The organism is Pseudomonas sp. GW822-FHT02G04 (genome assembly GCF_058802085.1).
This window is the reverse complement of the sequence record NZ_JBXANU010000002.1, coordinates 256,313-270,768: the sequence shown is the minus strand read 5'-3', so window position 1 is coordinate 270,768 and position 14,456 is coordinate 256,313. Positions and strand designations below refer to the sequence as shown.

12 protein-coding genes are annotated in these 14,456 nt (G+C 61.1%); 11 read left to right on the top strand and 1 reads right to left on the bottom strand.

The window, feature by feature from the left end:
• Window positions 1-8 precede the first annotated feature (8 nt).
• The 10 genes from AC1RO5_RS03695 (at window position 9) to AC1RO5_RS03650 (ending at window position 12,532) form a co-directional block, all read left to right on the top strand.
• Window positions 9-389 carry a RidA family protein gene (locus AC1RO5_RS03695; protein ID WP_493172837.1) on the top strand — a complete coding sequence of 127 codons (381 nt, stop codon included), beginning with the start codon at window positions 9-11 and terminating at the stop codon, window positions 387-389.
• Between the two features lie 224 nt (window positions 390-613).
• Complete coding sequence (locus tag AC1RO5_RS03690) at window positions 614-2,290, top strand: MFS transporter (RefSeq protein ID WP_493172835.1); 1,677 nt, start codon at window positions 614-616, stop codon at window positions 2,288-2,290.
• A gap of 424 nt (window positions 2,291-2,714) precedes the next feature.
• On the top strand, window positions 2,715-3,077 hold the full coding sequence (locus AC1RO5_RS03685; protein WP_493172833.1) for a DUF6124 family protein: 363 nt from the start codon (window positions 2,715-2,717) through the stop codon (window positions 3,075-3,077).
• Window positions 3,078-3,340: 263 nt separating this feature from the next.
• Window positions 3,341-4,714, top strand: coding sequence for a glutamine synthetase family protein (locus AC1RO5_RS03680; protein WP_493172831.1), 1,374 nt, complete (start codon window positions 3,341-3,343; stop codon window positions 4,712-4,714).
• A 7-nt stretch (window positions 4,715-4,721) separates the two neighbouring features.
• On the top strand, window positions 4,722-6,113 hold the full coding sequence (locus AC1RO5_RS03675) for an aldehyde dehydrogenase family protein (RefSeq protein WP_493172829.1): 1,392 nt from the start codon (window positions 4,722-4,724) through the stop codon (window positions 6,111-6,113).
• A gap of 3 nt (window positions 6,114-6,116) precedes the next feature.
• Complete coding sequence (locus tag AC1RO5_RS03670) at window positions 6,117-7,277, top strand: iron-containing alcohol dehydrogenase (protein ID WP_493172825.1); 1,161 nt, start codon at window positions 6,117-6,119, stop codon at window positions 7,275-7,277.
• A 127-nt stretch (window positions 7,278-7,404) separates the two neighbouring features.
• A complete protein-coding gene (locus tag AC1RO5_RS03665; RefSeq protein ID WP_493172823.1) occupies window positions 7,405-8,970 on the top strand; it encodes an amino acid permease in 1,566 nt (521 codons plus the stop codon).
• A gap of 160 nt (window positions 8,971-9,130) precedes the next feature.
• The gene (locus tag AC1RO5_RS03660; RefSeq protein WP_493172821.1) at window positions 9,131-10,225 is read left to right on the top strand and encodes an alpha/beta hydrolase; all 1,095 of its coding nucleotides are present in this window, start codon (window positions 9,131-9,133) and stop codon (window positions 10,223-10,225) included.
• A gap of 63 nt (window positions 10,226-10,288) precedes the next feature.
• Entirely contained in the window at window positions 10,289-11,341 is a 1,053-nt protein-coding gene (locus AC1RO5_RS03655; RefSeq protein ID WP_493172819.1) for an alpha/beta hydrolase, read from the top strand.
• Window positions 11,342-11,362: 21 nt separating this feature from the next.
• Window positions 11,363-12,532 carry a (R)-mandelonitrile lyase gene (locus tag AC1RO5_RS03650; RefSeq protein WP_493172817.1) on the top strand — a complete coding sequence of 390 codons (1,170 nt, stop codon included), beginning with the start codon at window positions 11,363-11,365 and terminating at the stop codon, window positions 12,530-12,532.
• Window positions 12,533-12,540: 8 nt separating this feature from the next.
• Here AC1RO5_RS03650 and AC1RO5_RS03645 read toward each other — a convergent pair whose 3' ends face one another.
• A complete protein-coding gene (locus AC1RO5_RS03645; RefSeq protein WP_493172816.1) occupies window positions 12,541-13,434 on the bottom strand; it encodes a LysR family transcriptional regulator in 894 nt (297 codons plus the stop codon).
• 80 nt (window positions 13,435-13,514) lie between these two features.
• Between AC1RO5_RS03645 and AC1RO5_RS03640 the strand changes: the two genes are divergently transcribed.
• Window positions 13,515-14,351, top strand: coding sequence for an SDR family oxidoreductase (locus AC1RO5_RS03640; RefSeq protein ID WP_493172813.1), 837 nt, complete (start codon window positions 13,515-13,517; stop codon window positions 14,349-14,351).
• The last annotated feature ends 105 nt before the right edge of the window (window positions 14,352-14,456 follow it).

Below are 14,456 nucleotides of genomic sequence, written 5' to 3'. Positions count from 1 at the left end.
AGATCCCCATGGCAAACCACGACATCACTTTCCTCCCCGACCCCGACGCGGAATCCATCTCCTCCGACGTTGCCGGTTTCGGCGGCCTGCTGGTCTCCACTCAGATCCCTACCCGCGCCGACGGCAGCCTGGAACTGGGCGACATCACCCTGCAAAGCGAGTGCACCCTGCAGGCGCTCAAGGTAGCACTGGAGAACGCCGGCAGTTCCATGGACCGGGTGTTGCATCTGACCATCTACCTCACCGACATGGCCGACCGCGCCGCGTTCAACGAGGTCTACAAGCGTTTCTTCGCCAAACCCTGGCCGGTTCGCGCCGCTGTTGGCGTGGCTGCGCTGGCGGTCGAAGGCATGCTTGTGGAAGTCACCGCGATGGCGGCCAAGGGTTAAATCCGCGAATGTGCCCGGTGGGAGTGGCAATCGCCGGGCACGTTGGCGAGTGGATATCTGCGAGAAGATGATTATGCTTCAAGAAACCCTGCAGCAATGCGAGGCCGTCAGCCTGTTTCCATTATTCGTGCAATTGGTAATCCGACGACATCAGCCCTAGGGCCTGGGTGCGGCAATATTGTGAGGTACTCCGGCCTTCAACAAGAGCAAGACGGAGAAGACTCATGGCCACGATTGACACTACAGCCACGGGCAGCACGCCTAACCGAGGGATTACCAAGGAGGAGCGCAAGGTCATTTTCGCCTCGTCCCTGGGCACCGTGTTCGAGTGGTACGACTTTTACCTTTACGGCTCCCTCGCGGCGATCATCGCCAAGCACTTCTTCGCGGGCGTCAACGAAACAACCTCCTTCATCTTTGCGCTGCTCGCGTTCGCCGCAGGCTTCGCCGTGCGCCCCTTCGGCGCCATCGTGTTCGGCCGACTGGGCGACATGATCGGGCGCAAGCACACGTTCCTCATCACCATTGTGATCATGGGTACATCCACTGCCATAGTGGGCTTTCTGCCCGGCTACGCGACCATCGGGGTGGCGGCACCGGTCATCCTGATCACCCTGCGTCTATTGCAAGGCCTGGCCCTGGGCGGTGAATACGGCGGCGCGGCGACTTACGTGGCCGAGCATGCGCCGAAAGGCAAGCGCGGCTACTTCACTTCGTGGATTCAGACCACCGCGACCCTCGGTCTGTTTCTTTCGCTGCTGGTGATCCTCGCCTGCCGCACCCTCCTCGGCACTGAAGCCTTCGAGGCCTGGGGCTGGCGGATTCCCTTCCTGCTGTCGATCCTGCTGCTGATCGTCTCGGTCTACATCCGCTTGCAACTCAGCGAGTCGCCGGTGTTCAAGAAGATGAAAGAAGAAGGCAAGTCTTCCAAGGCACCGCTGACCGAGTCCTTCGCCCGCTGGGACAACCTCAAGATTGTGATCATGGCCTTGCTCGGCGGCACTGCCGGCCAGGCCGTCGTCTGGTACACCGGGCAGTTCTATGCGCTGTTCTTCCTGCTGCAGACGCTGAAGATCGACCCGCAGACCGCCAACTTTTTGATTGCCGGCTCCCTGCTGCTCGGCACGCCGTTCTTCATCGTGTTCGGCAGCCTGTCCGACCGCATCGGCCGCAAGGGCATCATCATGGTCGGCTGCATCCTCGCGGCGCTGACCTACTTCCCGATCTTCCATGCATTGACCGAATACGGGAACCCCGACGTGTTCGCCGCGCAGGCGAAAAATCCGGTCACGGTGGTCGCCGATCCCGCCCAGTGCTCGTTCCAGTTCGACCCGGTGGGCAAGGCCAAATTCACCAGTTCCTGCGACCTCGCCAAGACTGTGCTGGCGAAGAGAGCCATCCCCTACATAAACGAGAAAGCCACACCTGGCGCCGTCGCGCAGGTCCGTATCGGCGACAAGGTGATCCCGAGCTTCGAGGGCACCGGCATGCCGGCCGCCGACTTCAAGACCCGCAATGACGCCTTCGTCGCCACCCTCGGCACCGCCCTCAAGGACGCCGGCTACCCCGAGAAGGCCGACCCAGCCAAGACCAACTACCCGATGGTGCTGCTGCTCCTGACCATCCTGGTGATCTACGTGACCATGGTCTACGGCCCGATTGCTGCCTGGCTGGTGGAGCTCTTCCCGGCGCGCATCCGCTACACCTCGATGTCGCTGCCCTACCACATCGGCAATGGCTGGTTCGGCGGCTTTCTGCCCACGGTGGCGTTCGCCATGGTCGCGGCCACGGGTGATATCTACTACGGGCTGTGGTACCCGATCGTCATCGCGGTGATGACGGCCATCCTTGGTACTTTCTTCCTGCCGGAAACCAAGGATCGGGAGATTCATCACACGTAAGAGCAGCGATAGATTTGCACCCAACGCAACAAAAAACGCCCCGTCAGTCCGTTCCTGACGGGGCGAATCACCGCATACACCAACGATGTTTAAGCTGCGCGTTTAAAGACACCCGGTGTTACTTCATCAAGGCTACAACGCCTTGCGTCATTGCCTACGACTACGCCAGAATCCGCCGGCTTGTGCGTTTTGGGCTCGGGTTTTATCGTTTCCCGGTCACTGAAAAACAGTGATCGGGTTTGGTAGCCCGTCTCGCACGACGCACGGCTTCACCTATTATGGTGGCCATGCGCGGGGCCCTTTCGAGGGCGCCGGGTTCCTGATACGACCGGTCTACCAACCCGCGTATGGCCATCACCCTAATTCGTTTGGTAGCGAACGTGATGGCTCCCATTTAAGTAAACTCGTATCAGGAGTTTCATCCATGTTCAAACCTACGCCCAATCCGCCGATCACAGACCCAACATCTCCCTACGAATCACTCGATTCAAAAAAGCTCCACGAAGCCGCCGAACGCGCCCTCGACCACTACCTCAACCCGGCCGCCCAGATCATGGCCACGGCCAACGAACCCGAGCCCATGTACTTCGCCAACCCGAAGTACAACACCGAAGCCCTGCTGGCCAACGCCAGCGAAACACTCGGCTCGGCTACCGTCATGCTCACCAATTTCGCAGCACTGCTGGAAACCTCACATCGCAAGACCCTGCTGGGCATTGCGCAAGTGGTCATGCTCGGTGAACTGGCGGTGAACCAGGCACTGGATCACGTCGAACCGAAGGAGTAATCGACGGGATCTGTGGCGAGGCGGTAGTGCCTCGCCACATTCAACACCACCCCGCCAAGACCTCAGCAACACCGGTGTCAGCCCCAGCAACAGACAAACTTCATCAAGCTCCACTCACCAAAACTTGCGCACACCACCAGTAAGCTAAGCTTTCAACAGCTTATTGCTCACGATGCTCGCGTCTGCAGGTTTTGGTTTTTTCTGGAGAGCGTCTGCAACAGCTATTTCAGACAGGTCCAGATCATTCACGCAGGACTGACGCGATGACCGAGCCCCTTCTCAGTTTCGAAGCACTCAAACGCGCCGCTGCCGCCGGCGAGATCGATACCGTGCTGGTGTGCATGGTCGATATGCAGGGGCGACTGGTTGGCAAGCGATTCCAGGTCGAGTTTTTCATCGACAGCGGCCACGAAGAAACCCACTGCTGCAATTACCTGCTGGCTGACGACATCGACATGGAACCGGTGCCGGGATACGCCGCGGCCAGTTGGAGCAAAGGCTATGGCGACTTCGTGCTCAAACCCGACATGGCCACGTTACGGCGTGTGCCGTGGCTGGAATGCACGGCGCTGGTGCTCTGCGATGTGCTCGATCATCACCACAGAAAGGACCTGCCCCACAGCCCGCGAGCGATCCTGAGAAAACAGGTCGAGCGCCTGCGCGAGCGTGGCTATACCGGCATGTTCGCCTCTGAGCTGGAGTTCTATCTGTTCGACGAGAGTTACCAGGCGATCCACGAGCGCAATTACCACAAGCCGAAGACCGCCGGCCATTACATCGAGGATTACAACATCCTGCAGACCACCCGCGAGGAGCCGGTACTGCGGGCTATTCGCAAACACCTGCAGGCATCCGGCATTCCCGTGGAAAATTCCAAGGGCGAATGGGGTCCGGGTCAGGAAGAGATCAACATCCGTTATGCCGATGCCATGACCATGGCCGACCACCACGTGATCATCAAGCACGCCTGCAAAGAGATCGCGCAACTGCAGGGCAAGGCGATCACGTTCATGGCCAAGTGGCGCTATGACGCCGCCGGTTCCAGCAGCCATATCCACAATTCGCTGTGGGACAAGCATGGCAAGAAGTCGCTGTTCTTCGACCCCAAGGCCGAGTTCGGCATGTCGAAGCTGATGCGCTCGTGGGTGGCCGGGCAGCTCAAATACGCCAACGACGTTACCTGTTTTCTTGCGCCCTACATCAATTCGTACAAGCGCTTTCAGGCCGGCACCTTCGCGCCGACACGGGCGGTCTGGAGCCGGGACAATCGCACCGCAGGCTTTCGGTTGTGCGCCGAAGGCAGCAAGGCCATCCGCATCGAATGCCGCATCGGCGGTGCCGACCTCAACCCCTATCTGGCCTTCGCCGCGTTGATCGCCGCAGGCCTGGCCGGTATCGACGAGAAGCTCGAGCTCGCGCCGCCGTTCGAGGGCGATGCCTACGTCGATGAGCATTTGCCTGAAGTGTCGAAGACCTTGCGCGAGGCCTGCGCCGCCCTCAAGGCGTCGAGCATGTTGCGCGAAGCGTTCGGTGACGAAGTGATCGACCACTACGTGCACACCGCCGACTGGGAACAGAAAGAGTACGACCGACGGATAACCGACTGGGAACTGCAGCGCGGCTTCGAGCGCTATTGAGCACGCCATGACTGAGACCGTTCAACTTATCTCCCCGGTCGATGGCCGGGTCTACGCCGAACGCCGCCGTGCCGATGCGGCGCAGATCGAGCAAGCCCTGATCGCCGCCGAAACCGCCCAGGCGCAATGGAAACGCCGGCCACTGAGCGAACGCGCCGCCTTTTGCAGCGCCGCCGTGGACGCGATGCTGGCGATGAAGGACGAGATCGTGCCAGAGCTGGCCTGGCAAATGGGGCGCCCGGTACGCTTCGGCGCTGGCGAGCTGCGCGGCTTCGAAGAACGTGCCCGGCACATGATTGCGATTGCGCCTGAAGCCTTGGCAGCGATTGAGCCCGCGCCTGTCGCGGGGTTTCAGCGCTATATCAAACGCGAGCCGCTGGGTACGGTGTTGGTCGTCTCGCCGTGGAATTACCCCTACCTGACGGCGGTGAATACGATCATCCCGGCGCTGATGGCGGGCAACAGCGTGATCCTCAAACACGCCACGCAAACGTTGTTGGTGGGCGAGCGTTTCGCCGAAGCCTTTCGCCGCGCCCATCTGCCCAAAGGATTGTTCCAGAACCTGCTGCTCAGTCATGTCTATGCCGCGGCGATCATTACCTCTGGACGGGTGCAGCAGGTGAACTTCACCGGTTCTGTCGGCGGCGGCGAGGCCATGGAACACGCGGCCGTCGGCGGTTTCCTTGGCGTGGGACTGGAGCTTGGCGGCAAGGACCCGGCCTACGTCCGGGCAGACGCCAACCTTGAGCACGCGGTGGAAAACCTGGTGGACGGCAGCTTCTTCAACTCCGGGCAGAGCTGCTGCGCCGTCGAACGTATTTATGTCGATAAAAAAATCTACCCGGCGTTTGTCGAGCGCTTCGCCGCCCTGACCCGTCAATACGTGCTGGGCAACCCGCTGGACGAAGCCACCACCCTCGGGCCGCTGGTCACACCGAGTGCTGCAGAGTTCGTTCGCCGGCAGATTGCCGATGCCCTGGCACAAGGGGCCAGGGCGCTGATCGATCCGAAGGACTTTCCCGCCGACGTGCCGGGCAGCGCCTACCTCGCGCCGCAGGTATTAGTCGACGTCACCCATCAAATGGCGGTGATGCGCGAGGAAAGCTTCGGGCCGGTGGTGGGCATCATGCCGGTGGCCAGCGACGACGAAGCCATCGCCTTGATGAACGACAGTGAATTAGGGCTCAGCGCCTCGATCTGGACCCAGGACCTGACCGCCGCCGAACGCATCGGCAACGAAATCGCCACCGGCACCGTGTTCATGAACCGCTGCGATTACCTCGACCCGGCCCTGGCCTGGACCGGGGTGAAGAACAGCGGGCGCGGCGTAACGCTGTCGCGCCTTGGCTATGAACACCTGACCCGAGCCAAATCCTTCCATCTGCGCCACGAGATCTGAGCCATGAGCCTGACCGCGAACTGGAATTACCCCACGAGCATCCGCTTCGGCGTCGGTCGCATCGCCGAGCTGGCCGATATCTGCCGCAGTCAAGGGATCCAGCGACCGTTGCTGGTCACCGACAGCGGCCTGGCGCGCGCGCCGATCACCACGGCGGCGCTGGAATCCTTGCGCGCCGCCGGCCTCGGTGTCGCATTGTTCTGCGACCTCAAACCCAATCCGGTTGAAGCCAACCTGGCGGGTGGGCTCGACGCCTGGCGCGACGGCAAACATGACGGCGTGGTGGCGTTCGGCGGTGGCAGCGGCCTGGACATGGGCAAGCTCATCGCGTTCATGAGCGGCCAGACCCGACCGGTGTGGGATTTCGAAGACATCGGCGACTACTGGACACGCGCCGACGAAAGCAGCATCGCCCCGATCATCGCGGTGCCGACTACTGCGGGCACCGGTTCCGAAGTGGGTCGTGCGGCGGTGATCATCGACGAGCGCACGCACACCAAACGCATCATTTTCCACCCGAAGATGATGCCGCGGGTGGTCATCAGCGACCCCGCCCTCACCGTCGGCATGCCGGCCAAGGTCACCGCCGGCACCGGCATGGACGCGTTTTCCCATTGCCTGGAATCCTACTGCGCTCCCGGCTTTCATCCCATGGCCGAAGGCATCGCAGTGGAAGGCATGCGCCTGGTGGCCAATGCCCTGGTGCGGGCGGTACACACCCCTTCCGATCTCGACGCGCGCGCGCAAATGCTGGCGGCTGCGGCGATGGGCGCCACTGCGTTCCAGAAAGGTCTGGGAGGCATGCACGCCCTCTCGCATCCGGTGGGCGCCCTGTACGACACCCACCACGGCATGACCAATGCCACCTTCATGCCTTATGTGCTGAAGTTCAATCGCCCGGCCATTGAGGAGCGCATTACCCGTCTGGCGGCGTACCTGCGCCTGCCCTCCCCGGGCTTCGACAGCTTTATGGCCTTCGTCCTCAAGCTGCGCAAGGACATCGGCGTGCCGCATACGCTGATGGAGCTGGGGGTGGATGATCAACAGGCCGACCTGATTGCCGACATGGCGATTGTCGACCCCTGCGCCGGCGGTAATCCGCTGCCATTGACACGCAATGGCGCGGCAGAAATCTTCGAAGCGGCTTATCACGGCCGTCTTTAGAACGGCCACAGCATGGATGGGTTTTATCCATTAGACGCAGGAGCAGTAAGACAGGGGGTTGAAGACAGTCCCATTCGGCAACGCACTACGCGGATGGATGTGTATCAAACCTGACAAGGCACACATTATGAGTCCTGTAAGCCAACCCGGCGCCACCGCGCCACAAGACGACGACCTCAAGGTGTTGCACAGCATGGGCTATGCCCAGCAACTCTCGCGACGCATGGGCGTGTTCTCCAACTTCGCCATTTCCTTTTCGATCATCTGCATCCTCTCGGGTGGCATCAACTCGCTCGCACAGGGCACCTCGGGTGCGGGCGGCGCGGCCATCGGTATCGGCTGGCCACTGGGCTGCCTGATCTCCGGGGTTTTCGCCTTGGCCATGGCGCAGATTTCCTCGGCCTACCCAACCGCCGGCGGCCTCTATCACTGGGGCTCGATTCTCGGTAACCGCTTCACCGGCTGGCTGACGGCCTGGTTCAACTTGTTGGGGCTGGTCACGGTGCTTGGCGCGATCAACGTCGGCACCTATTACTTCTTTTTCGGTGCCTTCGGACCGACCCTGGGCATGCAAGACACGATCACCACACGGATCATTTTCCTGGCGATCCTGACCGGCATCCAGGCCTTGTGTAACCACTTCGGCATCGGCCTGACCGCCAAGCTCACCGACTTCTCGGGCTATCTGATTTTCGCCACGGCAATCGCACTGACCGTCGTCTGCCTGATCGCCGCGCCCAGCTATGAGTTCATCCGGCTGGTGACCTTCAGCAACTATTCCGGCGCAGCCGGCGGCGCTGTCTGGCCACAGGTGTCGAACGGCTGGATTTTCATGCTCGGCCTGCTCTTGCCGATCTACACCATCACCGGCTATGACGCCTCCGCGCACACTTCCGAAGAAACCCGGCAGGCCGCGCTGTCGGTGCCACTGGGGATGGTCATGTCGGTGGCCTGGTCGTTGCTGTTCGGCTGGGTCATGCTCTGCTCGTTCGTACTGATGTTGCCGAGCATGGACGAAGCCGCCAAACAGGGCTGGAATGTGTTCTTCTGGGCGATGGACACCCAGGTGAACCCGGCGATCAAGATGGCGCTTTACGTAGCGATTTTCATCTCGCAGTTCCTCTGCGGGCTGGCGACCGTGACCTCGGTCTCACGCATGATCTTCGCGTTCTCCCGCGACGGCGGCCTGCCCTTCTCCAAAGCACTGGCCTCGGTCTCACCGACCCATCGCAGCCCGGTGGCGGCGATCTGGACCGGTGCCACCCTCGCGGTACTGTTCGTCTGGGGATCGTCGCTGGTGTCGATCGGCGAAACGCCGGTGTACACGATCGTGGTGTCCTGCACAGTGATCTTCCTGTTCTTCTCTTTCATCATTCCCATCGTGCTGGGCCTGTTTACCTACGGGACCTCGAAGTGGCCACACATGGGACCGTGGAACATGGGACGCGCGCTGTACTCGTTGTTCGCCATCCTCTCGATCCTCTCGATGGTGCTGATCTTCATCATCGGCATCCAGCCGCCGAACGAGTGGGCGTTGTACATCACCATCGGTTTTCTGATTCTGACAGCAATCATCTGGTTCGCCTTCGAAGCCCGACGTTTCCAGGGCCCGCCCGTGGGCGAGATGATCATCAAGCGTCAGGCAGAAATCGCCGCGGCTGAGGAGGCGTTGAATAAACAGGCTGGGAGCTGAGCCCGACAGCCCCAAAAAGCGGGGTGCTGAGCACCTCGCTTTTTTTGGTACACACCACACTTATGTGATTTTGATATCAGTCCTATACGATTAGCGCCATTTATCAATCAATGGCCCAAGGGTAAGTTGCTGCTCTGCGATTTCAAGTCGAGAGCCATCCATGACCCCAGACATCCTCCGCAAGTGCATGCCTGCAGCAGCCCGGGCGGGCACCCTTTGTTTCGCGCTGTGCACCGGTGCGGTCGCTGGTGCGGATGATCGCAGTCCGCTGGTCATCAAGGATCAGGGAAGCCTGTTTGCCGGCGGTGGGCTGATCGCTCAGCCGGGTGTCTTTGATCCTTACCAACCCATGAAGCCCGACGGCCAGAGCTACCATGGCGACCATGTGTATGCGTTCTACCAGGTCCCGGTTGACGCACGTCCGCTCCCGATCGTCATGTGGCATGGCGCCGGACAGTCCGCGAAGTCTTGGGAGACGACGGCCGATGGACGTGAAGGGTTCCAGAACATCTTCCTGCGTCGCCGCTTCTCCACGTATCTGATCGACCAGCCACGGCGTGGCGATGCAGGTCGCAGCCTGGTTGAAACGACAATCAAACCGGTTGCCGACGAGCAGATGTGGTTCAACCAGTTCCGCATCGGTCTGTGGCCTGACACTTTCGAGGGCAGCCAGTTTCCGCGTGGGCAGGAAGCGCAGGAGCAATTCTTCCGTTCGATGGCGCCCAACACCGGCCCCTACGACATTGAGGTCGTGTCCGATGGTGTATCCGCCCTGCTGGAAAAAACTGGCCCCGCCATCCTGTTCACCCACTCGCAAGGTGGCGGGCCCGGTTGGCTGACGGCGATCAAGAACCGCAATGTGCGGGCCATCGTGGCGTTCGAGCCGGGCAGCAGCTTCGTGTTTCCAGAGGGAGAGGTTCCCGCGCCGATTCCCAGCGCGTTCGACACTCTCTCGGCCCATGTCGTCTCGACGGCGCAATTCGAAGCGCTGACCCGCATCCCCATCGTCATCTTCTATGGCGACAACATCCCCGCCAAACCGGTTCGTTTACCGGCACAAGACAGCTGGCGCGCCCGGCTCGAGATGGCGCGCCTGTGGCGCGATACGGTGAATCGCCATGGCGGTGACGTAACGCTCATCCATTTGCCGGAGATCGGGATCAAGGGCAATACCCACTTCCCGTTCTCGGACCTCAACAACGTCGAGATCGCGGATCTGGTTTCGAAATTCCTTGCAGAGAAACATCTGGATTGACTACGAGCACGGCGATGGCTGCCGTGCCCTTCAGAAACAGGAAACAGCAGGAGTACTCATACGATGCGAACAACGATAAAGGCCACCCTCCTCGCCGCCATGGTCGGGATTTCGGCAGCCGAGGTTGAGGCCGCGGACTACAAGCAGAATCCTTTCACGTTGACCTACGGCGGCGCGATTACCAAGAACGAACCGGGCAAGGTCAACATCCGCCCGGTCACGTACACGCTCAACGGCCTGGAGATTGCCGCCAACGTTTACACCCCCGCGAACTATGACTCGGGGAAGAAATACCACGCCGTCGTCGTGGCGCATCCCAATGGCGGGGTGAAGGAACAGGTCGCCGGTCTGTATGCCCAGCGATTGGCGGAACAGGGCTACATCACGATCGCCGCGGATGCCGCGTATCAGGGGGCCAGTGGCGGTCAGCCGCGCAACGTCGACAAACCCGCCTACCGCATCGAGGACATCCATGGCATGGCGGACTTCATCGCCCGCTATCCAGGCGTCGACAGCGCGCATCTGGGCTTGCTCGGCATTTGTGGCGGTGGCGGCTACTCGCTGGCCGCGGCGAAAACCGACAAGCGATTCAAGTCGATTGCGACGGTGAGCATGTTCAACTCCGGACGGGTTCGTCGCAATGGCTACAACGATTCGCAACTGGACACTGTCCAGCAACGCCTGGAGCAGGCTTCCGCTGCCCGAGCCCAGGAAGCTGCTGGCGGGGAAATTCTCTATGCCGGGGATGCCAACCTGACGGATGAGCAGATCGCCAAATTGCCGTTCGATCTGTATCGCCAAGGTTACGAGTATTACTGGAAGACGCATGCGCATCCCAATTCGACCTTTAAGTACACCATGAGCAGTTTGCTGGACTTGATGCGCTTCGACGCCACCGACCAGATTGAACTGATCCGGCAGCCGCTGCTGATGATCGCCGGCAGCAAGGCTGACAGCCTGTACATGACCGAGGATGCGTTCGCCAAGGCTACCGGCACGAAGGACAAGGAGTTGTTCAAGATCGATGGCGCAACCCACATCGAAACCTATTGGGTACCCGCGTATGTGGACGCAGCAATGGGCAAGTTGACTGCGTTTTACGCCAGAACACTCTGACCTGAGCAAGGAACCGTGATCATGAACAAAACCCTTTTCGGGATCGCAGTGTGCGCCGCGACGCCCTTCGCCAGCGCGGCCAGCCAACCGGACACTGCCGGCGAATCCTTGGCCGCCCAGCAGATCAGCCGCACCGGTACCCAGGCTTCGGCAGCGGGACCGGCGGATTATTTCTCCGGACGCGTGCGTGTCGATCCGTTGTTTCCCGCCAGCGGCGAAATCAGTGCATCCGGCGCCTACGTCACCTTCGAACCGGGCGCGCGCTCGGCCTGGCATACCCATCCCGCAGGACAGCGATTGGTGGTGGTTTCCGGCGTGGGGCTGACGCAGGAATGGGGCAAACCCGTGCAGGAAATCCATCCGGGAGACGTGATCGTCTGCCCTCCGGGCGTCAAGCATTGGCACGGTGCCGCACCGACGAGCGCCATGACCCATTTGGCCGTGACCGGCGTGGTGGATGGTAAAAGCGTGCAATGGCTGGAGAAAGTCACCGATGACCCATCCAATGCGCAAAGTCCGGTGAAGCCGCAAGCAATGTCCGCCGAACTACCCGCTTCCGAGGTGCTGTCCGCCAAGCAGCAGTCCATCCCGTTGATTGCGGCTTTCATGGCCACGAGCAACATGCCCAGGCTCAATACCGCTTTGAACCAAGGGCTGGATGCGGGCCTGAGCGTCAGCGAGGCGAAGGAAATCCTGGTGCAACTCTATGCCTATGTCGGCTTTCCGCGCAGTCTCAACGCACTCGGCGAGCTGATGAAGGTGCTGGAGGAACGCAAACAACGCGGCCTCCAGGACGCCCCGGGGCGCGAACCCGCTAGTGTGATTCCTAGCGGCGACGAACTGCTGGCGGTGGGCAAGGCTAACCAGACGCGCATTGCGGGCGCGCCCGTCCAGGGCCCGCTGTTCGACTTCGCCCCCGTTATCAACCAGTACCTGCAGGCGCATTTGTTCGGCGAGATCTTCGAGCGCGATAACCTGGATTGGCAAAGTCGCGAGCTGGCTACCGTCGGAGCACTGGCCGCCACCCCCGGCGTGGAGCCGCAACTGCGTTCGCACATGGCCGCCAGCATGAGGGTCGGTCTGAGCGCTGCGCAATTGCGTCAGCTGATCCGGGTGCTGGCCGATCACGGCGATGCCGATGCAGCCCAGCGTGCCCGCGAGGCGCTGGCTAGAACTGCCGGGCAGCCGTGAGTCAGGAATCAACCCGCGTAACGCAGGGCATCGCGCAACAACGTAAAGGCGGGAGAACTCTGGCGACGGCTTGGATAGTAAAGGTGATATCCCGAAAACGGTTCGCACCAATCCGCCAGCACGCGAATCAACCGACCCTGCGCGATATGTGTCTGCACCAGGTCTTCCGGCATGTAGGTCAGCCCCAGCCCCTTGAGAGCGGCATCCAGGCGCATGGCGATGTTGTTGAACACCAGTTGGCCCTCGACGCGCACTTTCAGTGCTTGTCCCTTCTTCTCAAACTCCCAGGAGAAGATGCCGCCGTAAGTCGGCATGCGCAGGTTGATGCAGTTGTGCTGCATCAGATCGCTCGGGACTTTTGGCCGCGGGTGGCGGGCGAAATACTCCGGGGAGCCGACAACCGCCATCCGCATGTCGGGGCCGATGCGCACCGCGATCATGTCCTTGGCGACCTGCTCACCCAGGCGGACACCGGCATCGAAGCCTTCCGCCACGATGTCGGTCAGGCCGTAGTCCACAATGATCTCAATGTTGAGATCGGGATTGTCGGGCAGCAGCTTCGCGAGCACCGGTTGCAGGATCGTGATCGCGGAATGCTCGCCGGCCGTGATGCGCAGTTTGCCTGCCGGCTTGTCGCGGAACTCGCTGAGCAGTGCCAACTCGCTGTTGATTTCTTCGAACCTGGGGGCGATCACCTGCAGCAAATGTTCGCCCGCTTCCGTGGGGGAAACGCTTCGAGTGGTGCGCGCAAGCAACCTGACGCCCAGTCGTTCCTCCAACTGACGCATGGCCCGGCTCAAGGCGGGCTGCGACATGCCGAGCCTGGCAGCGGCGCGGGTGAAACTGCGCTCCTGTGCCACGGCCGCGAAGATCGCGAGTTGGTCGTAGCTTTCAGTGGTCATTTATACGCCCTGGTTATGAACCTTCGACGATTATGCCATCAACCGGTTTAGTCCATTTCAACCTGATGAGAGATAGACCCATGAAAAATCTTACGAAGGTGATTGTCGTTATTGGCGCCGGCTCAATCGGCCAGGCCATTGCCCGCAGAGTCAGTGCCGGTAAGCATGTTGTACTGGCGGATCTGCGGCAGGAGAACGCCGACGCAGCGGCAAAGGTCTTGTTTGATGCAGGATTCGAGGTCACCACAGCCATCGTAGACGTCTCTTCTCGTGAATCGGTGCAGGCGCTGGTGCAGACCGCGACGGCCATTGGAAGCATCACCGGTGTCATTCACGCCGCAGGGGTTTCACCCTCCCAGGCGCCGGCTGCCACCATTTTGCGAGTTGATTTATATGGCACGGCAGTTGTGCTTGAGGAGTTCGGCAACGTCATCGCCGAAGGCGGCTCCGCGATTGTGATCGCATCACAATCCGGCCACCGCTTGCCCGCGTTGAGCGCTGAACAAAACAAAGCGCTGGCAACCACCCCGGTGGACGATCTGCTCGCGCTCCCGATGCTGCAAGCCGATCAAGTCACCGATCCTTTGAATGCTTACCAGATTTCCAAGCGTGGTAACTCGTTGCGAGTCATGGCTGAAGCGGTGCGCTGGGGCAAACGCGGTGCGCGGGTCAATACGATCAGCCCGGGGATCATCTTTACACCGCTGGCGCGGGACGAATTGAGCGGCCCACGCGGTGAGGGTTACCGGCGCATGATCGAACTGAGCGCGGCAGGACGCGGCGGCACGCCGGATGAGGTGGGCGCCTTGGGCGCGCTGCTGATGGGACCTGAGGGCACGTTCATTACCGGCAGCGATTTTCTGATGGATGGCGGCGTCACGGCGGCTTACTGGTACGGCGATTTGGCTCCCGAATGACCTCCGTCCCGCTGTGCCGGACAGCATCAAGGCTCCATGGCAGAAGCGGACTTCAGTTATCCTTCTCACCGGTGAGCAATTTTCGAGGCGCTGATAATGACCTGC